Origin of the sequence: Egbenema bharatensis FJBBOT/2019, assembly GCF_048077055.1 — a bacterium.
Classification (GTDB): Bacteria; Cyanobacteriota; Cyanobacteriia; order Elainellales; family Elainellaceae; genus Egbenema; species Egbenema bharatensis.
The window spans coordinates 2,733,175-2,756,249 of the sequence record NZ_CP182236.1 but is presented as its reverse complement, the minus strand read 5'-3'; the positions used below and the strand labels follow the sequence as shown (position 1 = coordinate 2,756,249).

26 protein-coding genes are annotated in these 23,075 nt (G+C 47.0%); 20 read left to right on the top strand and 6 right to left on the bottom strand.

What is annotated here, in order from left to right; all coding sequences use genetic code 11:
* The first annotated feature begins 225 nt into the window (after positions 1 to 225).
* The 3 genes from ACM1PF_RS12730 (at position 226) to ACM1PF_RS12720 (ending at position 8,133) form a co-directional block, all read left to right on the top strand.
* On the top strand, positions 226 to 7,011 hold the full coding sequence (locus ACM1PF_RS12730) for a PAS domain S-box protein (RefSeq protein WP_416674985.1): 6,786 nt from the start codon (positions 226 to 228) through the stop codon (positions 7,009 to 7,011).
* Positions 7,012 to 7,080: 69 nt separating this feature from the next.
* The gene (locus tag ACM1PF_RS12725; RefSeq protein WP_416674983.1) at positions 7,081 to 7,452 is read left to right on the top strand and encodes a four helix bundle protein; all 372 of its coding nucleotides are present in this window, start codon (positions 7,081 to 7,083) and stop codon (positions 7,450 to 7,452) included.
* 30 nt (positions 7,453 to 7,482) lie between these two features.
* Entirely contained in the window at positions 7,483 to 8,133 is a 651-nt protein-coding gene (locus ACM1PF_RS12720; RefSeq protein ID WP_416674982.1) for a response regulator, read from the top strand.
* Here the strand turns inward: ACM1PF_RS12720 and ACM1PF_RS12715 are convergent.
* Positions 8,128 to 8,664: a PadR family transcriptional regulator gene (locus tag ACM1PF_RS12715; RefSeq protein ID WP_416674980.1), complete on the bottom strand. Its 537-nt coding sequence runs from the start codon at positions 8,662 to 8,664 to the stop codon at positions 8,128 to 8,130. The two genes, ACM1PF_RS12720 and ACM1PF_RS12715, sit on opposite strands and share 6 nt — an antisense overlap.
* Before the next feature lie 124 nt (positions 8,665 to 8,788).
* Here ACM1PF_RS12715 and ACM1PF_RS12710 point away from each other — a divergent pair, with 124 nt between their 5' ends.
* The 16 genes from ACM1PF_RS12710 to ACM1PF_RS12635 all read left to right on the top strand — a co-directional run bounded on the left by ACM1PF_RS12710 (position 8,789) and on the right by ACM1PF_RS12635 (position 20,115).
* The gene (locus ACM1PF_RS12710; protein ID WP_416674979.1) at positions 8,789 to 9,682 is read left to right on the top strand and encodes a pirin family protein; all 894 of its coding nucleotides are present in this window, start codon (positions 8,789 to 8,791) and stop codon (positions 9,680 to 9,682) included.
* Entirely contained in the window at positions 9,675 to 10,085 is a 411-nt protein-coding gene (locus tag ACM1PF_RS12705; protein ID WP_416674977.1) for a hypothetical protein, read from the top strand. The genes ACM1PF_RS12710 and ACM1PF_RS12705 overlap by 8 nt, the downstream gene beginning before the upstream one ends.
* Before the next feature lie 314 nt (positions 10,086 to 10,399).
* On the top strand, positions 10,400 to 10,957 hold the full coding sequence (locus tag ACM1PF_RS12700) for a DsbA family protein (protein WP_416674975.1): 558 nt from the start codon (positions 10,400 to 10,402) through the stop codon (positions 10,955 to 10,957).
* 45 nt (positions 10,958 to 11,002) lie between these two features.
* Positions 11,003 to 11,839, top strand: a complete 837-nt coding sequence (locus ACM1PF_RS12695) for an alpha/beta fold hydrolase (protein WP_416674974.1) — start codon at positions 11,003 to 11,005, stop codon at positions 11,837 to 11,839.
* Positions 11,840 to 11,974: 135 nt separating this feature from the next.
* Positions 11,975 to 12,205, top strand: a complete 231-nt coding sequence (locus ACM1PF_RS12690) for a hypothetical protein (protein WP_416674973.1) — start codon at positions 11,975 to 11,977, stop codon at positions 12,203 to 12,205.
* A gap of 60 nt (positions 12,206 to 12,265) precedes the next feature.
* Complete coding sequence (locus ACM1PF_RS12685) at positions 12,266 to 13,000, top strand: SDR family oxidoreductase (RefSeq protein WP_416674971.1); 735 nt, start codon at positions 12,266 to 12,268, stop codon at positions 12,998 to 13,000.
* A 28-nt stretch (positions 13,001 to 13,028) separates the two neighbouring features.
* On the top strand, positions 13,029 to 13,820 hold the full coding sequence (locus tag ACM1PF_RS12680; protein WP_416674969.1) for a CPBP family intramembrane glutamic endopeptidase: 792 nt from the start codon (positions 13,029 to 13,031) through the stop codon (positions 13,818 to 13,820).
* A 142-nt stretch (positions 13,821 to 13,962) separates the two neighbouring features.
* Positions 13,963 to 14,250 (top strand): hypothetical protein, encoded by a 288-nt coding sequence (locus ACM1PF_RS12675; protein WP_416674967.1) that lies wholly within the window; start codon positions 13,963 to 13,965, stop codon positions 14,248 to 14,250.
* A gap of 103 nt (positions 14,251 to 14,353) precedes the next feature.
* Positions 14,354 to 14,755 carry a RidA family protein gene (locus ACM1PF_RS12670; RefSeq protein ID WP_416674966.1) on the top strand — a complete coding sequence of 134 codons (402 nt, stop codon included), beginning with the start codon at positions 14,354 to 14,356 and terminating at the stop codon, positions 14,753 to 14,755.
* A gap of 230 nt (positions 14,756 to 14,985) precedes the next feature.
* Positions 14,986 to 15,639, top strand: a complete 654-nt coding sequence (locus ACM1PF_RS12665; RefSeq protein WP_416674964.1) for a GOLPH3/VPS74 family protein — start codon at positions 14,986 to 14,988, stop codon at positions 15,637 to 15,639.
* Positions 15,640 to 15,839: 200 nt separating this feature from the next.
* Entirely contained in the window at positions 15,840 to 16,694 is an 855-nt protein-coding gene (locus ACM1PF_RS12660; protein WP_416674963.1) for an SDR family oxidoreductase, read from the top strand.
* Between the two features lie 201 nt (positions 16,695 to 16,895).
* On the top strand, positions 16,896 to 17,732 hold the full coding sequence (bla, locus tag ACM1PF_RS12655; protein WP_416676638.1) for a class A beta-lactamase: 837 nt from the start codon (positions 16,896 to 16,898) through the stop codon (positions 17,730 to 17,732).
* 74 nt (positions 17,733 to 17,806) lie between these two features.
* On the top strand, positions 17,807 to 18,439 hold the full coding sequence (locus ACM1PF_RS12650) for a LuxR C-terminal-related transcriptional regulator (RefSeq protein ID WP_416674961.1): 633 nt from the start codon (positions 17,807 to 17,809) through the stop codon (positions 18,437 to 18,439).
* Between the two features lie 8 nt (positions 18,440 to 18,447).
* Positions 18,448 to 18,717: a hypothetical protein gene (locus ACM1PF_RS12645; RefSeq protein ID WP_416674959.1), complete on the top strand. Its 270-nt coding sequence runs from the start codon at positions 18,448 to 18,450 to the stop codon at positions 18,715 to 18,717.
* A gap of 451 nt (positions 18,718 to 19,168) precedes the next feature.
* Entirely contained in the window at positions 19,169 to 19,561 is a 393-nt protein-coding gene (locus ACM1PF_RS12640; RefSeq protein WP_416666324.1) for a helix-turn-helix domain-containing protein, read from the top strand.
* Positions 19,549 to 20,115: an IS630 family transposase gene (locus ACM1PF_RS12635; protein WP_416666323.1), complete on the top strand. Its 567-nt coding sequence runs from the start codon at positions 19,549 to 19,551 to the stop codon at positions 20,113 to 20,115. Before ACM1PF_RS12640 ends, ACM1PF_RS12635 begins: the two co-directional genes overlap by 13 nt.
* Before the next feature lie 77 nt (positions 20,116 to 20,192).
* Here ACM1PF_RS12635 and ACM1PF_RS12630 read toward each other — a convergent pair whose 3' ends face one another.
* A complete protein-coding gene (locus ACM1PF_RS12630; protein WP_416674957.1) occupies positions 20,193 to 20,465 on the bottom strand; it encodes a hypothetical protein in 273 nt (90 codons plus the stop codon).
* 226 nt (positions 20,466 to 20,691) lie between these two features.
* Between ACM1PF_RS12630 and ACM1PF_RS12625 the strand changes: the two genes are divergently transcribed.
* Positions 20,692 to 21,171: a Dps family protein gene (locus ACM1PF_RS12625; RefSeq protein ID WP_416674955.1), complete on the top strand. Its 480-nt coding sequence runs from the start codon at positions 20,692 to 20,694 to the stop codon at positions 21,169 to 21,171.
* Between the two features lie 226 nt (positions 21,172 to 21,397).
* Here the strand turns inward: ACM1PF_RS12625 and ACM1PF_RS12620 are convergent, their stop codons facing one another.
* The 4 genes from ACM1PF_RS12620 to ACM1PF_RS12605 all read right to left on the bottom strand — a co-directional run bounded on the left by ACM1PF_RS12620 (position 21,398) and on the right by ACM1PF_RS12605 (position 22,940).
* A complete protein-coding gene (locus ACM1PF_RS12620) occupies positions 21,398 to 21,832 on the bottom strand; it encodes a pyridoxamine 5'-phosphate oxidase family protein (RefSeq protein ID WP_416674953.1) in 435 nt (144 codons plus the stop codon).
* Positions 21,833 to 21,845: 13 nt separating this feature from the next.
* The gene (locus ACM1PF_RS12615) at positions 21,846 to 22,142 is read right to left on the bottom strand and encodes a hypothetical protein (RefSeq protein WP_416674951.1); all 297 of its coding nucleotides are present in this window, start codon (positions 22,140 to 22,142) and stop codon (positions 21,846 to 21,848) included.
* A gap of 60 nt (positions 22,143 to 22,202) precedes the next feature.
* Complete coding sequence (locus ACM1PF_RS12610; RefSeq protein ID WP_416674950.1) at positions 22,203 to 22,388, bottom strand: hypothetical protein; 186 nt, start codon at positions 22,386 to 22,388, stop codon at positions 22,203 to 22,205.
* Positions 22,389 to 22,703: 315 nt separating this feature from the next.
* The gene (locus ACM1PF_RS12605; protein WP_416674948.1) at positions 22,704 to 22,940 is read right to left on the bottom strand and encodes a hypothetical protein; all 237 of its coding nucleotides are present in this window, start codon (positions 22,938 to 22,940) and stop codon (positions 22,704 to 22,706) included.
* Positions 22,941 to 23,075: the final 135 nt, after the last annotated feature.

Below are 23,075 nucleotides of genomic sequence, written 5' to 3'. Positions count from 1 at the left end.
TCTGGAGTTTGGCAAGCGATATACTTTCAGTAGATCGAAAACGAATCCATTTTGGTGTCATTTCCTGCGATCGATCCCCCTAAACCCCCCTTAAAAAGGGGGACTTGAAGCACTTTCGGCTTGGTTCCCCCCTTTTCTCAAGGGGGGCTAGGGGGGATCTCAACAGAATTTGTGATCTACTGACTTTGGGAAATGGATGACAGTCCTTCATTAGGGGAGCATTCAATGATTACCCTGCCTGGAATTACTATCCACAGCAAAATCTACGAAAGCTTAGCTTCTTTGGTGTATCGGGGTATCAGAGAGCAAGATAATTGTGCCGTGATTGCCAAAGTTCTTAAGCAGGATTATCCCTCTCCTCAGGAATTAACTCGCTATCGGCAGGAGTATGAAATCACTCGTTTTCTCAACATTGAAGGCGTAGTCAAGGCATACAGCCAACAAGACTACCAGCGCACGCTGGTTCTTCTTTTGGAAGACTTTGGTGGAGAGTCTTTAGAATACTGGATGCGGCAGCAACCGGATTTCTCTCCTATGCCCTTACCTACTTTCCTGAGGCTGGCGATCGCCATTACTGATACTCTGGGCAAAATCCATGCGGCTCATATCATCCATAAAGATATTAATCCTGGCAACATTGTCTTTAATCCGAACACTGGCGTTGTCAAAATCATTGATTTCGGCATTGCTACTTGCTTCAGTCGCACCAATCCCACCTTCAAAAGTCTCCATCTTCTAGAGGGAACCCCCGCCTATTTGTCGCCAGAGCAAACCGGGCGAATGAACCGGATGCTTGACTATCGCACCGACTTTTATTCACTGGGTGCAACCTTCTACGAACTGTTGACGGGACAATTGCCGTTTCCCACCAGTGATCTCCTGGAACTAGTTCACTGTCATATTGCTAAACCACCGACTCCCCCGCATGAATTTAGGGGTATAGGGTGTGGGGTGTGGGGTGTGGGGACGGATGGTTCATCATCTACCACGCATACAATCCCTAAAGCAGTTTCCGACATTGTGATGAAACTGATGGCAAAAAATGCAGAGGATCGCTATCAAAGTGCGTGGGGCATCAAAGCAGATTTAGAACGCTGTGCCCAACAACTGGCGGAAATGGGTCAGATTAACACTATATCGTTGGGACTGCAAGATGTTTCCGAGCAGTTCCGCATTCCTCAAAAACTGTATGGGCGAGAAGCGGAGAGTGCAGCATTATGGGTGGCGTTTGATAGAGTGACGGCAACGGATTTTGTAGCGGATAGAGCGGATGACGAATCTGTACATCACGCTATTCAATCATCCGCTTCATCTGTTTCCCATTCGTTGCCAATAATGATGCTGGTCTCCGGTTACGCTGGTATCGGCAAAACAGCATTGGTACAGGAACTCTTTAAACCGATCACTGCAAAGCACGGCTATTTTATCTGGGGTAAATTTGACCAATTCCAGCGCAATATTCCCTACAGCGCGATCGTCGATGCTCTGCAAAAGTTGGTGCAGCAACTCTTGGGAGAACCCAATGAACAGGTAGAAGTATGGCGATCGCGTTTACTCACTGCTTTAGGAAACAACGGGCAAATTATCATAGATATAATTCCCGAAGTTGAGTTAATCATTGGCAAGCAGTCGCCCATACCCGAAGTTGGAGCAACTGAGGCACAGAATCGCTTCAATCGCACGTTTCAAAGATTTGTGCGGGCGTTTTGTGCAAAAGAGCATCCCCTAGTCATTTTCTTAGACGATCTACAGTGGATCGATTCTGCGACGCTGAAGTTAATCGAACTCATCTTACTTGATGAGCAAATCCAGTATCTGTTTTTGATCGGAGCCTACCGAGATAACAAACTGACCCCAACCCATCCGTTGGTCTTAACACTAGAGAGCCTGCGAAACCAGGGAGCAGTACTTCAGGAAATCACTCTGACCCCCTTAACGCTGGAACCGTTGACTCAACTGATAGCTGAGACATTACATCGCAATCCTGATACCGTTCGTTCCTTAGCCCAAGTCGTGTTGCGTAAAACCGAGGGCAACCCTTTCTTTGTGGGTGAATTTCTGAAGCTGCTGCATAGCGAAAACCTGTTGACTTTTGATGCCCAACAGTTGAGTTGGAAATGGGATCTAGCTGAGATTGAAGCTCAAAACATCACTGAAAATGTGGTGGAGTTGCTGCTGCATCAATTGCAGAAATTGCCAGAAGCAACACAGCAAGTTCTCTCCATCGCTGCTTGTGTTGGGTCTGAGTTTGATTTAGAAGCGTTGGCGTTTAACGCAGAGCGCAACTCCGAAGGAATCGTTTGTGAAAAATCACCGAAAGCAATTTTCCAAGACTTACTAGCAGCAATACAAGCGGGATTAATTCAACCTCTATCTGACTTGGACGAAGACTTGTTGGTTCAAGAGTATAAGTTTCTGCACGATCGCGTTCAGCAAGCGGCTTATGCTTTGATTGATGAATCGCAGAAACAGGTTGTTCATCTTCAAATCGGTCGCAATTTGCTCGAAAAAACTTCACCAGAGCAACGATCCGATCGGTTGTTTGAAATCATCGATCATCTCAATCAAGGACTTAAGCTAGTCACTGCTCAGTCAGAACGAACTGAAATTGCCAGATTGAATTTAATGGCAGGTCAGAAAGCAAAGGCAGCAACGGCTTATGAAGCAGCTTTTAAGTATTTCACTACAGGGCTTAAACTCCTCAATATAGAGAGTTGGCAGAGTGAGTATGATCTCATTTTAGCGCTGTACTCAGAAGCAGCAGAAGCAGCGTATCTCCAGGGTCGCTTTGATGAGATGGAACAGTTGGTAGAAGTGGTACTCGATCGCGCTGAGACAGTGGTTGATAAAGTGCAAGTTTACGATAGCAGAATTCAAAGATATTTGTCACAGGGTAACTTGAAAGAAGCACTTAAAATTGGATTGGAAGTGTTAAAACTCCTGGAAGTAAACTTACTAGAAAATCCAAGTCAGTTAGATGTTCAAAAAGAATTGGAGTCAACAGCTGCACTATTAACTGGACGAGAAATCGAAGACTTGATTAATTTACCAAAGATGACCGCACCGGAACCGCTGGCATCAATGTATATCCTAGCGAATATCATAGGTGCTGCATATACGGTGTCATCAGAACTGATGCTGCTGATTGCTTGCAAAATGGTGAATTTATCAATCAACTACGGCAATGCTACTTGGTCACCGCAGAGTTATGCTGCCTACGGATTTGTTTTATGTGGAGTTGTTCAAGACATTGAACTCGGCTATAAATTTGGTCAATTGGCTCTAAGCTTGGTAGAACGATTGGATACCCAAAAAGGTAAGGCTAAAGCATTACAGATATTTAGTGAAAATGTCATGCACTGGAAGGTACATCTTAGGAAAGTAATCCCAGTTCTGGTTGATGCTTATCAAAGCGGAGTGGAAACCGGAGACTTTGAATTCGCTGGCTATGCTTTATATGGCACATGTTATCGCTCGTTTTTTGTTGGTGAGGAACTCACCCAATTGGACAAAAAAACGGCAATCTACAGCAAAGCGAGCGGACAAATCAGACGAGAAAATCCCTCGACTTGGATTGCAATAGTGTGGCAGGCTATTCTTAATTTGTTAGATAGGTCTGAGAATCCCAGTCGCTTAGTTGGTCGGGTGTGTAATGAAGAGCAAGTATTACCACATGCCCTTGCAGTTAAAGATGGAATTGCAATTCAAATGCTCTATCTGCACAAAGTTATACTGTGTTATCTATTTGAAGAATATTATCAAGCTGCACAGACTGCTATTTTGGCAAGGAAACATTTTGAAGAACTGACAGCAATAAAGTTTTTACCTATATTCTACTTCTACCATTCTCTAGCGCTTTTGAGCTTATTGCTCGATGCTTCAAACTCTGAAAAAGTATCTTGGCTAAACTGTGTTAATACCAACCAAGAAAAGATGCAGAAATGGGCAGAACACGCCCCAATGAATTATCTCCATAAATTTTATTTAGTCGAAGCAGAGAAAGCGCGAGTCTCAGGGCAATTCTTCGAGGCTGAGGAGTTTTATGAACGAGCGATCGCAGGTGCTGCTGAACATGAGTTTATCCAAGAAGAAGCACTCGCGTATGAATTAGCGGCAAAATATTATCTGGCGCGAGGTCGAGAAAAAATTGCTCAGACCTACATGAAAGAGGCGCACTATTGCTATGATCGCTGGGGCGCAATCGCTAAAGTTAAAGATCTAGAAAACCGCTATCCACAGTTCTTTTCTCAGTCGTCTAGAGCCGCTTCTGCATCAATTCCTATTACTGCTGAAACTATCACTAGTCCCTTCCATACCGCTTTCGATTTAGCAGCAGTGATGAAAGCTTCACAGGCAATTTCTCGTGAAATTGAACTGAAGCAACTGCTGCGGTCACTGATGCAAACTTTAATTGAGAATGCTGGCGCACAAACCGGATATCTGATTTTAGAAAACTCAGGAGAATGGTTGATTGAAGCAGCTTGTGAACTCAATACCGATGAGAATGCTTGTGCGACTCAGGTGTTACAGTCTATTCCAATTGGCGATCGCTTGCCAGAGTCACTTATTCAATATGTGATTCGGACGCTGAAGCCTGTCACCTTAAATGATGCGACTCGTGGAGGTGCTTTTATTAATGAGCCATACATTCAACAGAACCAGCCTCAATCTATTTTCTGTTTGCCGCTGCTGAATCAAGCCAAGCTGGTCGGTGTATTGTATTTAGAAAATCGGTTAGCAACTGGAGTATTTACACCAGAGCGATCGCAGGTTTTGCAGCTATTATCGACTCAAGCAGCGATCGCCATCGAAAATGCCAACCTTTACGCAGAACTGCGAGCTAAGGAAAGCAAGATTACCCAGTTCCTCGAAGCGATTCCGGTGGGAATTGCGATCGTGGATGCGGCGGGTCGCCCTTACTATACCAACCAATGCGGCAATCAACTCACAGGCAAAGAAACTGATACTTCCCTAGCACCGGAGCAGATCTCAGAGGCTTATCAGCTTTATGTAGCGGGAACGGATCAAATCTATCCAGCGGAGAGCTTGCCTATTGTGCGGGCATTAAGGGGCGAACGCATCAGGACTGAAGATATAGAAATTCGTCGTGATCATGTCACAGTTCTAATTGAGGCACGGGGAACACCCGTTTTTGATCAACAGGGCAATATTACTCATGCGATCGCTACCTTTCAAGACATTACAGAACGCAAACAAGCCGAGAAACTTCTAGCCGACTACAACTGCACTTTAGAGCAACAGGTCGCAGAACAAACTGCTGCGTTACGACAAAGTGAAGCGAATTATCGCAACCTCCTACAAACAGCGAATTCAGTCATCATTCGCTATGATCCGCAAGGACGAATTCACTACATCAACGATTATGGGGTAAAACTCCTGGGCTATGAAGAGCATCAGATTTTAGGGCGAACCTTATTTGAAACCATCATTCCAGACATCGAAACCTCTGGACGCGATGTGAGACCCATGATCCATGATTTACTTCGTAATCCTCAATCGTACCCGCAAGGCGAGGGTGAAAACCTGTGTCGAGATGGTCGGCGAGTTTGGATGGTCTGGTCAAATCAAGCCATCTTCAATGACCAGGGAGAGGTCGTTGAAATCTTATCGGTGGGCAACGACACCACCCAGCGTAGGCAAGCAGAAGAGGCGTTACAACACAGTGAAGCCAAGTTCCGCAATATCTTTGAAAACTCGCAGGTTGGTATCTTCCGAAACCGCCTCTCGGACGGATTAATTCTCAACGCCAATCAACGCCTTGCCGATCTGTTGGGCTTTGATTCACCAGAGGAGATCATTGGGCTGGAACACAGCATCGACTATTTTGTAAACCCTAACGATCGCCAACAAGCCCATGAGCTGCTGAAGCGTGATGGGGAACTGCGCGGCTATGAATTTCAGATGCGAAAACGAGATGGGACAGTGTTTTGGGTACTTTCCTCTTGTTATTTGAACGCAGACGATGACTACATCGAAGGGGTGATTGCGGATATTAGCGATCGCAAGCAAGCAGAAGCAGCCCTACAAGTCTCAGAGTCAAAGCTACGAACTCTAATTGAGGCAATTCCCGATCCATTGTTTGTATTCTCTGCTGAAGGGCGATTCCTTGAAATAATGGTACTGGAACCAGATCTGCTATGGCACCCCTTTGAGGAGATGATTGGTAAAACTATGCATCAACTCGGAAGGGAAGAAGCTGATGAGTTTCTAGGTTATATTCAGCAGGTGCTGAGAACCCAACAAATCCTCACAGTCGAGTACAGTGCGTTTCTAAATGGACGAGAAGCCTGGTTTTCGGCTCGCATTGCCCCAATCAACCACGATCAGGTGATTTGGCTGTCGCGAGATATTACGCCGCAAAAGCAAGCAGAAGCAGCCTCAATTTTAGAGGAGCGCAACCGCATGGCACGCGAAATTCACGATACACTCGCTCAGGCGTTTACAGGTATTCTGGCTCAGGTAGGAGCCGCAAAACAGGTGCTAACGGATGATGTAGAGGCAGCTCAGGCACACCTAGACCTGATCAGAGAATTGGCACGAACTGGACTGACTGAAGCGCGGCGATCGGTCGTGGCGCTCCGTCCTCAGCTCTTGGAGGAAGGCAGTTTACAGAACGCTCTCCATCATCTCGTAACTCAAATCAGAGCGGCTGCAAACGATACCACCTTGTATTATGAGGTCAAGGGGACAGCCTATGCTCTATCAACTGAAGTAGAGAGTAATCTCCTGCGGATTGGGCAGGAAGCCTTAACCAATGTGATCAAACACGCCAACGCTGACGAAATTCGAGTGGAGTTAATCTACGAGCATGATCAGTTTTTGTTGCGCGTGAAAGACAACGGGCAGGGTTTTGGGGTTGGAAGTATCCCGTCCTCTGAGGGATTTGGCTTACTCGGCATGAGTGAACGGACAGAGCGCATCGGCGCACAACTCACGATTAGGAGTCAACCTGGGCAGGGAACGGAGATTGTGGTTGTTGTTGGGGTGTAGGGTGTGGGGTGTGAGGGTGTGAGGGTGTGGGGTGTGGGGTGTGGGGTGTGAGGGTGTAGGAGGTGGGGTGTGGGTAGGTTGGAGAGTTATCGGGATTTGGAGGTTTGGAGAGTATCAATGCGATTGGCAAAGGCAGTTTATCAAGCGACAGAAGTGATGCCTAAGCATGAAATTTATGGATTGACTTCGCAAATTTGTAGAGCCTGTGTTTCCGTGCCTGCCAATATTGCTGAGGGGTATGGGAGAAATCATCGTAAGGAGTATCTTCAGTTTCTCGGTATTGCGAATGGAAGCCTCAAAGAACTAGAAACCTTGCTTCTTCTTACCAATAGTTTGAATTACATTAATGACATTACCGAATTAATGAGTCTGTGTGAAAGTACAGGACGATTACTCTACCGCCTTCGTCAAAGTCTTCAAAGAGGAACAGATAACCATTGACTACTCCACACCCCCACACCCTCACACCCCATGTCCCCCACACCCCGCACCCCACACCCCACACCCCCAATTCAAGTTCTCATTGCAGACGATCACGCCATCTTTCGGCAAGGATTAGCCACGATTATTAACCGTGATCCAGAGATGCAGGTGATTGCCCAAGCTGAAAATGGGGAACAGGCGATCGCGCTATTTGAGGAACACCAGCCGGATGTCACGCTGATGGATCTGCGAATGCCGGAAGTGGAAGGAGTTGCCGCCATCGGTGCAATTTGTGCGATGGCTAAATCTGCTCGAATTATCGTACTGACCACCTATGATAGCGACGAAGATATCTATCGGGGATTGCAGGCAGGCGCAAAAGGGTACCTGCTGAAAGAAACTGAACCGGACGAGCTTTTGAATGCGATCCGCACCGTGCATCGGGGGCAGCAGTATATCCCGCCTGATGTAGGCGCAAAGTTGGCCCAGCGCCTCAGCAATCCAGAACTGAGTGAACGAGAACTAGAAGTACTCCGTTCCCTGGCCCAGGGGATGAGTAATGCCGATATTGCGGCTGCTTTGAGTATCGGTGAAGGCACGGTTAAATCCCATGTCAATCGGATTTTGAATAAGTTGGATGTCAGCGATCGCACCCAGGCGGTGATTGTTGCCGTTAAACGCGGCATCGTCAGTTTATAGGCTACGGATTGTTGCGATAGCCGTTTCCAACCAATCTAAATAAGCCTGTTCCCGTTGTTTCACTAAGTCCAAAACCAGTCGATGCAGTTTGTGTTCACGCGATGCAGTCGGATCACTCAAAGATAGAGCCTCGATTTCCTCACACTGGGCTAGCTTTTCTTGCCGTGCTTCCAGTTCCCGCTCCAGCAGACACACGATCGCCTCGTCAGGCAACTGAGCCGCCAAATAGAGCTGCACCAGCAACGGCTCTCGCAACACGGGCAACGGATGATGCGTCTGAAGCCAGTGGGTCAACTCGGCTTCACCTGCTTCGGTAATTTGGTAAACCTTGCGATTGGGGCGATCGTGCTGAATCTCAACAGTACAGGTAATCCACCCCTGGGACTCCAGCTTGTCCAAAGTCCGATAAATCTGCGCCTGATCGGCTGGCCACAGATGGGAAATGCAGTCGTCAAAGCACTCGGTTTTGAGGTCGTAGCCGGTTCGCTCCTGTTGCTGAAGCAGACCTAGAATCACATGGGCAAGAGACATAGGCGGTTTACCGAACGAATAGATAGGACAAGCCCTACCCATAGATTTTATATACTTCTATGCTATTATATGATTAATCACATATAGGACAAGTCTTACAAATTGTTTGCCTGGAGGCAACTGTATGACCACTCAAACTCAAACGCTCCGAACCGTTGCTGGAATCATTAATAGTGTAGAAACGCTTGAAGGAGCAGGCTTCCTGGTGCGTCGTCCCTTTCCCAAGAGTAGTTTTTCCGAGTTTGACCCCTTTCTCCTCCTCGATGAATTGGGGCCTGTGAATCTAAAGCCCGGTCAAGCAAAGGGCGCGCCGGATCATCCCCATCGTGGCTTTGAAACCGTCAGCTACGTCCTGGATGGACGGCTGGAGCACAGGGATTCAGTCGGTCATGCCGGACTGCTCAATCCCGGTGATGTGCAGTGGATGACCGCTGGGGCAGGCGTAGTGCATTCCGAAATGCCAGAAGCTGAGTTTACCCGCACGGGTGGGCGACTGCACGGCATTCAACTGTGGGTCAACTTGCCGCAGCGGGACAAAATGATTGCTCCTCGTTATCAGGAAATTCCATCAGCGCAGATTCCGGTGGCTCAGACCAAAGATGGGTCTGTAACGGTGCGAGTGATTGCGGGAGAAGCGTTGGGGGCAAAAGCGGTGATTGAAACCCGCACTCCGATTATCTACCTGCACTTCACGCTACAACCGGGCGCAAGCATGGTTCAACCGGTACCAAAAGAGTACAACGCCTTTGCCTATGTCCTCGATGGGTCTGGTTTGTTTGGCACTGAGCAGGAACGGGGTGAGGATGGGCAAATGGTGATTTTTGCACCGGATGGTGAGGAAGTGGCGATCGCCAATCCTGCGGATGCTACCCAACCCCTTGATCTACTGCTGATTGCCGGAGTGCCGCTGAATGAACCTGTGGTGCGCTATGGGCCCTTTGTGATGAACACTGAAGCCGAAATAATGCAAGCAATCGACGATTACCGAAATGGAAGGATGGGACATATTCATGCCTAACACACTTCAAAACCGCATTACCCAACATCAACTGCTGACCGATATCCGCATCAAGTTATTGCATTTGCATAAACTGTTGTTGGAGACAGAGCGTATTCGTTACGAACAAGTGCGCGGACGGGTTTCTAAAGGTGAATTGCTGCAACTGGTGATCAATCACGATCAGTTTGCCTGGTTGCATCGCCTTTCAGAATTGATTGTGCAAATTGATGAGTTAATCCACTCGGATGAGCCTGTCACCTCTGAAGCGATCGCTGCTCTCATTGCTGATGTTCAGATTCTACTCACACCGGATGAAGTTGGAAATGACTTTGCTGTGAAGTATGATATGGCACTTCAGCGTAACCCCGATGTGGTGTTAGCTCATGCTGATGTGGTCACACTGCTAGCGACTAGAGCTTAACTATAAATTAAGCAATTCGTCCAGGTTAAGTTTAATCTGGACGAATTTTTTTATGCATTATATTTACCGAGTTGTAAGCATACGCGGTATGTTCAGGTTTTTGTTAATTTCCCCGACTCTAACTTAAGTTATAACCCGCCCTCTACTCTGCGATGACATAGTTGCTCTATCAATTTGTACGATAAAAAATTCAACCCGCTATAGGCGACGGCTTGCAGGCGATCGCCTATAGTGAACGTGTAGTAAACAGTTAGGCAGGCAATAGATTGAGTAAATAAATTTCAATGTTCCATGCTTGATGTAGATTCAAAAAGATGAACGATGATCGTAGCCGCAGTTCCTTACTTGTACCTCCTTCAGCCCAAGATTGGATTCAAGGTGTGCCAAGTGCCAAGGTCGTGCTGGTGATGTATGGAGACTATCAATGCTCTAGAAGCGGGGAGGTTTACAAGATCATTAAGCTGATCAAGCGAGAGCTTGACGCTGCTTTTGGAGAGGATTATTTATCCTTTATCTTCCGCCATTTCCCACAACCACAGATTCATCCTCATGCTCAACGGGCCGCCCAGGCAGCCCTTGCCGCCGCCGCCCAGGGACAGTTTTGGCTAATGAGCGATACGTTATTTTCCCACCAGCAAAACCTGGAGAATGGTTATCTAGTCGAATACGCCAACGATTTAGGGCTTGATATTCCTCAGTTTCTCAAAGACTTACCTAAACAGGTAAATGTCGATCGCATCAATGAAGATATCAAAAGTGGCATAGACAGTGGAGTAACGACTGCTCCAGCCCTATTTATTAATGGAAATCGATACACCGGACACTGGAATACGACAGAGTTGATGGCAGCCATTATTGCTGCAAGTAATTAAGTTTAATCAGACGAGAATTCAATGCGGTACTTATAGGAGTTTGCAATGCCTTACGTTACTGTTGGTCAAGAAAATTCTGCAACCATTGATCTTTACTATGAAGATCTGGGGACAGGTCAACCTGTTGTTCTCATTCACGGTTTTCCCCTCAACGGACATTCCTGGGAAAAGCAGGTCTTAGTGCTGCTGAATGCGGGGTATCGAGTCATTACCTACGATCGCCGGGGATTTGGGGCTTCCAGCCAGCCCTCTGTCGGCTATGACTACGATACCTTCGCCGCCGATCTCAACGCTCTCGTGACTAAGCTTGACTTGCAAAATGCCGTGTTGGTCGGCTTCTCAATGGGAACCGGCGAAGTCACGCGCTATCTTGGCAAGTATGGCTCAGAGCGGGTACAGAAAGCGGTGCTGATGGCTCCCGTGCCGCCCTTTTTGCTGAAGACCGATGATAATCCTGAAGGGGTCGATCAAAGCGTTTTTGATGGCATCATGAAAGCGATCGTGGAAGATCGCCCAGCTTACTTTTCTGAATTCTTCAAAGCGTTTTTCAATGTGGATGTGTTGCTGGGTAACCGGATCAGCAATGAAGCGATTCAAGCCAGTTGGAATGTGGCAGCAGGGGCTTCTGCCAAAGGAACTTTGGATTGCGTACCATCCTGGCTCACCGATTTCCGCGACGATCTGCCCCGCATTGATGTCCCAACCCTGATTATTCATGGCGATGCCGATCGGATTTTGCCGCTTGAGTCCACCGCGGCAAGACTGCCACAGATGATTAAAAACAGTCAACTGGTTGTTATTCCTGGCGGGCCGCACGCCATCAACTGGACTCACGCTGATCAGATCAATCCTGTGTTACTGGACTTTCTTCAGCAGAAATAGTCAGTAATCTGCCGCATTTCTGACTGGTGAAAAAAATTGTGAATTCAACCTGTCCACGGTTCCGATCCTGGTGGCTGGCTCACGGTCTTTGTCACCTACTTCCTCGTTCCGGGTTTGCTATGGACAGTAGTCTCGTTGCTTGACGGAACCACTGAACTCGCTATCGGCGTCCACTTTGCGAACAACATCGGCGGCATACTCCTGATCAACATCACTGGAAGTGCCGTTACCACACCGGCTCTGTTCACAATCAGCGAGTACCACGCGACCTACGGGGCGCTATCAGTGCTGGTTGCAATACCCGTGTTTCTGGCGATCGCCTACAAGGTGTTCCAACGCGATAAGGTATCCGAACCCGTTTCCTAAAGCCATTTGAAGGGTCGTCGGTAATCTCGTTACTTTAATCACTTACAAGGAACAATCACCATGTCAACTGTTGAAAACAAAGTTATTGCGATTACGGGAGCCAGTAGCGGTATTGGTGAAGCAACAGCTAGATTGCTGGCTCATCAGGGTTTACGGGTTATATTAGGAGCGCGGCGCACCGATCGACTGGAAGCGATCGCTGCCGAAATTCGCTCTCAGGGTGGCGAAGCAGAATACCGTACCCTTGATGTCACCAACCTCGAAGACATGCAAGCCTTTGTTGAATTTGCCCAAGCTAAATTTGGTCGTCTTGATGTTGTGGTGAACAATGCAGGCGTGATGCCACTCTCCAGGCTAGAGGTGCTGAAGATCGATGAATGGAACCGCATGATTGATGTGAACATTCGCGGTGTGCTTCACGGCATTGCTGCTGCGCTACCTCTCTTTAAGGAGCAACGATCAGGACAGTTTGTCAATCTCTCCTCGATCGGCGGGCACAACGTCTATCCAACCGCAGCCGTGTACTGCGCCACTAAGTTTGCAGTTTGGGCAATTTCCGAGGGACTGCGGCAGGAATCGACCGACATCCGGGTTACGGTGATTTCGCCTGGAGTGACGGAAACTGAACTTGCCAGCACGATCACAGATGCTGAAGCAGCGGAATGGGTGGGGGGATTTCGTGAGGCAGTGATTCCAGCAGATGCGATCGCCCGTGCAATTGCCTTTGCGATCGCGCAACCCGCAGAGGTAGATGTGAATGAAATCATTGTTCGACCGATTGGACAAATGAGCTAATAGGACGGGTCATCTGGAGAGTAAACCAATGGCAATTCTGAAACAATTCGGGATTTTATTTGTATTGGGCAGTGTGGGAATTGTGATGTTCACGATCGCGTCTATTCCTTTAATCGAGCAACAGTTAGCGAAACTGTCTCCAGAAGCACTGGAAAAAGTGCCTCCATTGGGAATTCTAATGCTTCTGCAAGGACTACAGTATTCAATTCTACTGGCAATCAGCATTCTGATCGGAATTGGTTGTGCCTACCGCGTTGGATTACACTCCCATTTGATTGATCATTGGGTGTTTCATACTACTAAGTTTCCATCTTTTGCCGTTGAGATGAAATGGAGTTTGGGTGTGGGTGCAGCAGTGGCGATCGCTCTCCTGTTGCTCGATCGGTTAATGCGACCTGCCCTACCTGAAGCGCTACAGGCAGCCAATAATACAGAACCAGGCTGGTTGAATTTGCTCACAGCAATGTCCTATGGCGGCATCACTGAAGAAATTTTGATGCGCTGGGGTTTAATGTCGCTGCTTGTTTGGATCGCGTGGAAAGGGCTAAAACAAGGCGTTACGTTGCCCAGTCAAGGGATTTACCAGGGTGCGATCGTTCTAGCCGCGTTGGTATTTGGACTACTACACCTGCCAGCGACTGCCGCGATCGTTCCCCTCACGACCGTTGTGATTATTCGAGCGTTGTTACTGAATGGGATTGCGGGGACTGCGTTTGGCTGGCTCTTTTGGCAATATTCGCTAGAAGCTGCAATGTTAGCTCATATGAGCGTTCATGCTTTTACCTTTGTTCTTAACAGTTTACTGGCAAGGCTGGCTTAAGTTTTGGGATAGATCTCGTAGGGCTATCACTGCCCATAAAGCTTTACCGTGAAAGATTTTAGAAAGAAAGGTTTTGAAGTGGTGGGCGATGCTCACTACTTGAGTTGAGGCTCAACTCTACAGTTTTAAGGTGGTAAATCAAATGATTCAATGCAAAGATTTTGCGCCTCGGATTACGGAACGGGGCCCTTTCGGCGAGCCTTCCGAGTATGAATCCTTCTCTGAGGTTGTGAGTGCGGTCAATCAGTGGATCGAAAGTACAACGATCCAGGTGATCAATGTTGAAACCGTTGTTTTACCCGATCGCATCGAAGGCACAAGCGATGATGTCTACGGATTGACGACCAATAATGCGTTCCACCCAGTAACGATCAGTCAGGGTCTTGCAATCAATTACTTTCAATGTGTGCGTGTCTGGTACAGAGAATAAGCTTTATCAGACGGAGGAAGAATGAAACGAATTACCTTACTCATTGTAATTGCATGGCAAGTGAATTCTGAACATTAATGTCTAAATCAAAACAAGGAACAACATGAATCAGCCCAAGTTTTTTGTCACCCCTGGTTATGGGGAATATATGCTGAATAACTTGCATTACTCGCAAGCGGTAAAAATTGGCGATCGCGTAGAAATATCTGGACAAGGCGGCTGGGATGACAACCTGAAAATTTCCGAATCGCTTGCGGATGAAATTGCCCAAGCGTTTCGGAATGTAGAGCGAACCCTGGCAACTGCCGGTGCGAGTTGGGAGCATGTTATCCACGTCAATTCTTATCATGTCGGCGGGTTGCCTCCAGAAGTTAACGAGGTGATAGTCAGGCTATTTCGTCACTATATGCCCAATCATGCCCCCATTTGGACACAGGTAGGAGTCGCGGCGCTTGGACTGCCAACGATGCGGATTGAGATCCGCGTTACTGCAATTGTTCCGTGAGTTTTGCGTCAGTAACAGCAGAGACTGCTCCGTCAAAGCATCCACTTAAACAAAGAAGAGATTCAGATGTCAGAGAAAAATCAAGCAATTTTAGAAGAAGCAAATGTGGCGATCACACAGTCACACGGACAAAAGCCGCCTAAGATCCTTACCTTTCGGCATCAGACTTGCGATTGGCTTCGAGACGCAACTCCGAAGGAACCGCAGCATACCTCAATCAGAAATTCATCATGCAATATCTTTCACAGGAGTTAATCCTGCTTGCACTCAATCCCCAAACTGGGAAAACTCGCTTCTCTTGGTACTCTGCGCTCGAATATGGCTTAGTCGGTTCTTTATTACTAGAATTAGTCCTGCGAGGCAAACTTGAGATCGACAACGACAATCGTGTGATCGGTGCGAACGCAGGCAACACAGGCGATGAATTCTTAGATCGACACCTCAATGAGGTTCTGGCATCATCTCGTCCTCGAACTGCAAGGTTCTGGGTGACTCGCTGGAGACGAAGATACAGATGGTTTCAGCCGATCGTGTTGCAGAACTTAGTTGATTTAGGGGTTTTGCAACAACAAGAGCAACGCATTCTTGGTCTATTCCCAACGCAGCGATATTTTCTCACCGATGAATCCATTCAACGCGAGATTGTCCAGCAAGTTCGTGCAGCCGTGTTAACAGGCATTGGACTGAATTCTCGCATGGCAGCATTGATTAGTTTGATGCAAGCCTCTCACCTGACCGATGCGGTGTTCAGACCTGAAGAACGTCCTGAAGCGCGATCGCGAATTGAAGCGATCGCAGAAGGGGAGTTGGTCGGCAAAGCAGTTTCAAAGGCAATTTTCACCATTCAAGCAGCTACGCTTTTGGGCGCAGTCAATGTCAGATGAAATTGTTAGATTGCAGAATAAGGTGGGCACTGCGCACAAAACCTGACTGGAAAATCGCTAGTGATTGATGGTGGATACACAGCGAACTGAAAACCATCAAGCTAGTCGTTTTTGGACAATTGCAACGCGTCGAATATTTGTTTCAAAATCTTCTGCTGTTTAGAGCAGAGGAATACTCAAAATCTAATCACGAGGTTCAAATGATCCTAGTAACGGGCGCAACTGGAAATAATGGGCTGGAGATACTTAAGCGTCTCGCCTCGCAAAACGTTCAAGCTCGCGCGATGGTACGCAATCGCGATCGCGCCAGGGCAATTGCAGATCTGGGCATCGAAATGGTCGAGGCTGATTTCGATCTCCCTGAAACACTGCCCTCTGTCCTAGCAGGGGTCGATCGAGCCTTCCTCGTCACCAACTCAACAGAATACGCCGAAGCACAACAACTTGCGTTTGTCGAAGCAGCGAAACAAACCGGTGTCAAGCATATCGTTAAACTGTCGCAGTTCGCCGCCAACGCTGACTCACCCGTGCGTTTTTTGCGCTACCATGCGGCTGTCGAATCAGCTATCCAATCAACCCAGATGGCGTATACGTTTCTGCGCCCCAATCTGTTTATGCAGGGCTTGTTAAACTTCCGATCGTTGATCGTTGAGCAAAACACCTTTTACGCTGCGATCGGTGATGCGAGGGTGAGCGTAGTCGATGTCCGCGATATTGCTGACGTTGCTGTCGCTGCTCTGACCGAAGCTGGGCATGAAGGAAAGATTTACGATCTTACGGGTTCGCAGGCGCTAACCCATACCGAGATGGCAGAATATCTCTCTGCTGCCCTGAAGCGTCAGATCGCGTTTGTCGATATCCCACCCAAACAGATGCGGGAAGCCATGGTTGGCTTTGGGATGCCAGTTTGGCAAGCCGATGGACTGATTGAAGATTACGCCCATTATCGACGCAATGAGGCAGCAGCGATCGCTTCAGGGATAGAGGATGCGACTGGCAAAGCACCGCGTCAGTTTAAGGACTTTGCTCACGATTATGCAACGGCATTTAGCTGACTTCCAAATTGAATGATCGATAAGTATAGCTCTAGTTGTTCACAACCCTGGTTCGATAATATGATTCGAGTGCCCAAAAAAGACTGGTTCTACTCATGTTGTTTGTTTCTTTTCAGTGTTTTACTGACTGTTGGTTGCACAGGTATTCACTTCGGGAGTAGAGAAGTCACCTCAAATCGTCCAACAACCCCGTCAAGCGAGATTACAACAACCACGACCGAGCGCACAGACGCATTACGCGATCTCATTGGGCAAATCTCTCAAGCGGCTCAAGGGCGGGTTGGGGTGACAGCTACAGTGCTGGAATCTGGAGAATCAGTGTCTCTGAATGGGAATCAGCGCTTTCCAATGCAAAGCGTTTACAAGTTGCCGATCGCAATGGCGGTTCTGAATCAAGTCGATCAAGGAAATCTCAAGCTAGACCAGAAGATTCGGATCGAGGCAAGCGATATTGTCCAGGGAAGTCAAGTACTAGATGAGAATTCGCAAGGGAAGGAATTCAGTCTGTCTGAACTCTTACAATACATGGTTTCTCAAAGTGACAACACCGCCTGTGATGTACTGCTACGGCTCATCGGTGAAGCGCAACGTGTCACGGAATATTTAAGCAGCCTTAGTATAAACGACATCGTTGTAACGAACACAGAGAAGGAGTTAGCGCAAGATCCAGCCGTGCAGTATCGCAACTCTGCAACACCCGATGCAGCAGTAGTTTTATTACGCACATTGCATGAAGGACGAGGGCTTTCAAAATCTAGTCAAGGGCTACTGTTGCAATGGATGACAGAGACTCAGACAGGTCTAAAGCGTATCAAAGGACTGTTACCAGAGGGAACGGTCGTGGCACACAAAACGGGTACTTCGTCTACTGTGAATGGAGTAACGGCGGCAACCAATGATGTAGGACTCGTAACGCTTCCAAGTGGGCAACATTTGGCGATCGCCGTGTTTGTTTCAGATTCTCAAGCACCTGATGTAATCCGAGAGGAGGTCATCGCAAAGGTGGCGAGGGCAGCATGGGATGAATGGAGCAGATGAAGTTTCTTTCGTACTCAGGGGACTGGCGGTCCTGGGCTGAATTCAGACCACCGAGAACTTCTCAATACATGGGTGTGACCGACATTCAGTTCATTCATGCCAAAAGTATCCACTTGAACGAAGGAGAGATTCAGATGTCAGCGAACAATAAAGCAATCTTAGAAGCGGCAAACGCAGCGATCGCCAATGGCAACTATGAAGGATTCTTGTCGTTCTGCGCCGACGACACAGAATGGACATTTGTAGGCGACAGTACCCTGAAAGGAAAAGCAGCCGTTCGCCAATGGATGGCAACGACCTACATAGAACCGCCAACGTTTAGGGTCGCTCACTTCATCGCTGAGGGTGATTTTGTCACGGCACTTGGCGACATCACCATGAAGGATGAAGATGGGAATGAGGCTGATTACTCGTACTGCGACATCTGGTGCTTTCGTGACGGCAAGATTGTCGAATTAAGGGCTTTCGTCATCAAAAGAATAAAATATTCCTCCTCAACGTCTTCAACGCCTACTCACAACCTCTCAGTTCGTGAATTGGAAGTTTTGAAACTCATGGCGGAAGGTCAAAGTAATTCTGAAATTGCAGCTCATCTATATCTGAGCCACAACACGATAAAAACTTATGTACGGGCTATCTTCAACAAACTTGGAGTTGACCATCGTGTACAGGCTGCCGTAGTTGCTTTACTTCAAGGGCTGATTTAGGAGGTTCAATGATGACTTCTGAAGAAGCACTGGAAGTTGTAGAGCGAATTTTACCACCAGGAACACTAACTTCTGTCAAAGTATTGGTGTTTCAACACTCTTGGAACGGTAAAGAATATAGGGCGATCGCCAAAGAAGCAGGTTATAATGAGTGCTACATTCGAGAGGCAGGTGCCCAACTGTGGCGATCGCTTTCAGAAGCTTTGCAAGAACCTGTCAAGAAGAAAAACTTCCGCTCATTGCTAAAACAGAAATTTAGCAATCGAACAGTGATGTGACTGGGTGATAAGGTTGATGCAATGTTCGTGTTTACTTTCATAAGGTATCGAAGTGTAACCGCACGAATATGTTCAGGTGTCCATTACCTGACTTGTATACCAACCACTGTGAGCGATCGCAACTACCGTATCATGTTTGAAACCGATGAAAACGGCATTGTAACTCGATTGCGATCGGGTAAACTTCTAGAAGTGACTTGGTATGAAGGCTGCTTTTAAGCGTGAACTGTTCACGTAAACTTACCTTCAATCACAAAGGATAGTGAATGGCGGAGTGTGCTGGTGTGATTCAATTCCTGTTTATGACGCAACTCATCAATCAATATCGACGAGGACACCTCAACCCCAGATCCGCCGGTGCGATATAAATCCGATGGAATAGAAGTACTTACAGCACTTTCGAGGTATATGAGGTACACTTAAAAGGAGATTAGAGGTATCAAGAATCCCGATGAAAGCCTACTCCGTTGATTTGAGAGAAAAAATAGTTAATGCTTATGAGAGAGGCGATACTTCAATTAGAAAAGTAGCCACTCAGTTTGGCGTTGCGAAAAGCTATGTCCAAAAGCTGCTCCTCCTTAAGAAAACTCAGGGACACTTGGCACCCAAGAAGCAAGGTGGAACAATGAAGGGACAGTTAGATGAGTACGGTAGCGAATTAACTGCAATGGTACAAAGCCATCCTGACGCAACTTTAGCAGAATATTGCGAGTATTTTGGAGAGCAATACAACGTTTGGGTCTGTCGCAGTGTCATGTGCTGTGCCTTGCAAAAACAACAACTCACGCGAAAAAAAAGACCTTACGCAGCACTCAAGCGAACACAGAGCGGGTGCAAAAGCTGAGAGTAGAGTATTGGGAGAAGGTCAAACCCATCGAGGTAGAGAACCTGGTGTTTCTAGACGAGATGGGAGTTCTACTCGGGTTGACCCGTACCCATGCTAGAAGCAATCGAGGCGATAGAGCGTATGACTTTAAGCCCTACTATCGAGGTGAAAAGGTGAGTGTGATTGGGGGCATCAGTTGCAAGCAGGTGTTGGCTCTCATGACACTAGATGGTTCAGTCAATGGCGATGCCTTCAAAGTTTTTATCGAGCATTTCCTGCTGCCGCAGTTATGGGAGGGTGCAGTAGTGGTGATGGATAATTTGCCTGCTCATAAAGTTGAAGCAATCGAGCCTTTAATTGAATCAGTAGGTGCCAGTGTTTTGTATTTGTCGCCCTATTCTCCTGAATTTAATCCCATTGAGCATTGGTGGTCACAATTGAAAGCATTCCTGAGACTATTTTCTCCAACTACTGCATCTGGTGTGGATGGTTTAATCGGAATAGCACTTGAGTTAATGAATCCTGAACACCTCAAAAATTGGTTTACACATTGCTGCTACTGTACCTCATAAACCCCGAATCCGCTGTATCTACCCCATCAGATTTCAAATCATCTAACGTAGCTTCTCTTAGAGAATTGCCACACTGATTACATATCCTTCGCAAGCTGACTCGCGATCTCTTGGGCTACCGTGCCATTTTTCCAGTATTTTACATGGGACTTTAAAATCCACCCTGTCTCAACAGGAATATCTAAAAGTTTGCATTCGTCATTGAGAGGATTTTTACGGAACAACTGAGCAACCGGGTAGGCGATCGCATCATCACTATCCCAGAAATTGTACCAAGTGCGTCCCTTATCACGGACTGGGTTATATATAACCATATGGCGATTAATGCTAGTATTAGAGAGAGGAGCCAAGGGGTTTAGAGGTCTATCGTTCCTTCAGATATCCTGACTGAAGTATTGCGAATTCTCAGCAAATTCAAGCTCAAACTCCTTATGCTGAAGTCATATCGACTACGGTTTGATGCTGAATTTCAGTAACTTTGAATTGTCGTGTCAGTTTTCCGATCTATGGATACGATTTGAAGGAGCAACCCAGCCTACTCAAGTTTGACTACCTGAATACTTAGGAGATGAAGATATGCAGCTCATGCCAATCGATATCGGAATTGAGGAAAACGATCGCCGTGAGATTGCTCAAGGTCTTTCCAAATTACTGGCGGATACATACACCCTGTATTTGAAAACTCACAACTTTCACTGGAACGTCACAGGACCCATGTTTCAGACGCTGCATCTCATGTTTGAACAGCAGTATAACGAGTTAGCTTTGGCGGTAGATCTAATCGCTGAACGCATCAGGGCCTTAGGTTTTCCGGCTCCAGGAACCTATAAAGAGTTTGCGAATCTTTCTTCAATTCGTGAAGAAGAAGGAGTGCCCAGTGCTGAAGACATGATCCGCAAATTGGTGGAGGGTCAGGAAGCTGTTGTCCGCACAGCCCGATCGATCTTTCCTGCGGTGGAGCGATCCCACGATGAACCCACCGCAGACTTGCTCACCCAACGGATGCAGGTGCATGAGAAAACAGCATGGATGCTAAGAAGCTTACTGGCAAAGTGATCCTAACAACATAAACGGATTGACAAGGTAAACGGATTAGCAGATAGATGGCGGCAGGTTTCCAGGTATTTCAATGATCCTGCTGTCTTTGTTCACGGTGTTGAGAGTTGCTTGTAGTAAGAGACAACAACAAGAACACGACAACAATGAATGTAAAAATTTGCTTCATTCAACCTTCCTCCTAGTGAAGGTGATGGGAAATTGCTGAGATTACCTTTCTCAGGCTTCAAGCCGTCTTACGTCCACTCATTTCGTTGGGCTGCATCCGATAGATCGCACGGATATTTGCACGCCCCCAGGCATCAATCCAGGTTCTACTCATAGCGGGGGAAAGGGTTGGATTATGCTCTTGAACAAGTTTCATCACCCGATCGATATCTTGCGGTTCTACAAGACGCTCAACGCGACCCGTTGCAATCACGCTACGCCAGTGTTGCAGATCATGCACATCTTCAACCTGTAAGCAGACTTCTGGATTTGCATCCATGCACTGGGTTTTCAGACCTTCGGTCGTAAATAGGTAGATATCTGAGTCTGTCGGATAATATTTCATAGGCACGACGTAGGGATGCCCTTCACAGGCACAACCGAGATGCCCATATTCCACCTGTTGCAAAAGGTCTTTTATTTCTTGTGAACTCATTTCATAGAGGTCTAGCATCAGAACCTCCTTGTTAATGTGGTACTTCTGTCTGGGTGTTCTCCAGCATTTGCTTAATTAAAATAGTCAGAATAGCACTGGCCACTTCAACCACCTCAGCCGACCAGATCCAAACCTCATTTGCAGACCCACTGACTAAGATTGCTTGCCCATCATGCTCATCCAAATGAATTTCATTGAGTTCAGGGGGCTGGGTTCCCTGCATCTTCATTGTAGTGAGCCGACGGTAGCCGCCTGCCACAGAATTGGGCATCAGAAGTTTGAATCTTCCAGCCTCTACAATACCTAAGTATTGATGTTTCAGATTCATCTCCTTATTCCTCCCTTATTAAATAAAGACAAGGTAAAGTGTCAGGAATTGAAATGATATTTAGGTTTGACCCAGGGCGCGATTGAGAAGCTTAAATCCTCCTAGAACATCAGCAGACAGACCCACAAACAAAACGATTAAAGCAAGCGTGTAGTTTACATTCCAAAGTAAGTAGGCTAGACCAAACAACAGTGGAAACAAAAGAATCATGCCCAGGAATATGAAGAGGGGTTGTAAAGCTTTCATCTTAAATACCTCCTTGAATAGGGGTATCGCTTGAGAAAGGAAACGAACTCTCACCTTGATCCTAAGTCAGTTGATCGAAGGCAATGAAATTAGTTCATAACAATTGATATGGTTAGGCTAACCATTAATGTAGAATTAATAAGTTGGGTTGGAAGACCATCACTAAACCAAACATGAGCATGAACGTGCCTCCTAACAGTTTAAGTCTTCTGCCTTGAGTTTCTGTAAATCGAGAGGACTGAAATGAATAGATAAAATTCAATAAGATCAACTACAAAGGCACAACATAAACTATGGCATAAAGTGCTGTCCAGGTCAGGTTTGGAGATCGCGATGCACCTCAATAAAATGTACGTCTACCTCTTCGTTGTACTGCTCAATGCTTTCCATCAACGGCATATGGCGAGCGCAATGAGGACAGGTTTCGCTGTGGAAAAAGTAGACATCCAGAACGGCTTCTCCAACTTGTGCCCCTGATGGGAAGACGGTGATAGCAACAAGACAGGTGAGAACCAGAATGAGAATTTGTTTTTGCAGGTGCCGAAGGATCATTTGTTCTAGACCGTATTAACCCCTGCTGTGACTAATTCTGCCATCAGTTCAGAAACAGGCATGATGCGATCGGCTCGTCCAGCATTGCTGCCTGAAAACACCAACTCTTATTGGCACTGTCGATCGCCGTCTTTG

Excerpts from the sequence above, each read along its gene's own strand:
- ACM1PF_RS12730 (WP_416674985.1), top strand. The coding sequence starts at position 226 with ATGATTACCCTGCCTGGAATTACTATCCACAGCAAAATCTACGAAAGC.
- ACM1PF_RS12720 (WP_416674982.1), top strand. The coding sequence starts at position 7,483 with ATGTCCCCCACACCCCGCACCCCACACCCCACACCCCCAATTCAAGTT.
- ACM1PF_RS12715 (WP_416674980.1), bottom strand. The coding sequence starts at position 8,664 with ATGTCTCTTGCCCATGTGATTCTAGGTCTGCTTCAGCAACAGGAGCGA.
- ACM1PF_RS12710 (WP_416674979.1), top strand. The coding sequence starts at position 8,789 with ATGACCACTCAAACTCAAACGCTCCGAACCGTTGCTGGAATCATTAAT.
- ACM1PF_RS12705 (WP_416674977.1), top strand. The coding sequence starts at position 9,675 with ATGCCTAACACACTTCAAAACCGCATTACCCAACATCAACTGCTGACC.
- ACM1PF_RS12700 (WP_416674975.1), top strand. The coding sequence starts at position 10,400 with ATGAACGATGATCGTAGCCGCAGTTCCTTACTTGTACCTCCTTCAGCC.
- ACM1PF_RS12695 (WP_416674974.1), top strand. The coding sequence starts at position 11,003 with ATGCCTTACGTTACTGTTGGTCAAGAAAATTCTGCAACCATTGATCTT.
- ACM1PF_RS12685 (WP_416674971.1), top strand. The coding sequence starts at position 12,266 with ATGTCAACTGTTGAAAACAAAGTTATTGCGATTACGGGAGCCAGTAGC.
- ACM1PF_RS12680 (WP_416674969.1), top strand. The coding sequence starts at position 13,029 with ATGGCAATTCTGAAACAATTCGGGATTTTATTTGTATTGGGCAGTGTG.
- ACM1PF_RS12675 (WP_416674967.1), top strand. The coding sequence starts at position 13,963 with ATGATTCAATGCAAAGATTTTGCGCCTCGGATTACGGAACGGGGCCCT.
- ACM1PF_RS12670 (WP_416674966.1), top strand. The coding sequence starts at position 14,354 with ATGAATCAGCCCAAGTTTTTTGTCACCCCTGGTTATGGGGAATATATG.
- ACM1PF_RS12665 (WP_416674964.1), top strand. The coding sequence starts at position 14,986 with ATGCAATATCTTTCACAGGAGTTAATCCTGCTTGCACTCAATCCCCAA.
- ACM1PF_RS12660 (WP_416674963.1), top strand. The coding sequence starts at position 15,840 with ATGATCCTAGTAACGGGCGCAACTGGAAATAATGGGCTGGAGATACTT.
- ACM1PF_RS12645 (WP_416674959.1), top strand. The coding sequence starts at position 18,448 with ATGATGACTTCTGAAGAAGCACTGGAAGTTGTAGAGCGAATTTTACCA.
- ACM1PF_RS12640 (WP_416666324.1), top strand. The coding sequence starts at position 19,169 with ATGAAAGCCTACTCCGTTGATTTGAGAGAAAAAATAGTTAATGCTTAT.
- ACM1PF_RS12625 (WP_416674955.1), top strand. The coding sequence starts at position 20,692 with ATGCAGCTCATGCCAATCGATATCGGAATTGAGGAAAACGATCGCCGT.
- ACM1PF_RS12620 (WP_416674953.1), bottom strand. The coding sequence starts at position 21,832 with ATGCTAGACCTCTATGAAATGAGTTCACAAGAAATAAAAGACCTTTTG.
- ACM1PF_RS12615 (WP_416674951.1), bottom strand. The coding sequence starts at position 22,142 with ATGAATCTGAAACATCAATACTTAGGTATTGTAGAGGCTGGAAGATTC.
- ACM1PF_RS12610 (WP_416674950.1), bottom strand. The coding sequence starts at position 22,388 with ATGAAAGCTTTACAACCCCTCTTCATATTCCTGGGCATGATTCTTTTG.
- ACM1PF_RS12605 (WP_416674948.1), bottom strand. The coding sequence starts at position 22,940 with ATGATCCTTCGGCACCTGCAAAAACAAATTCTCATTCTGGTTCTCACC.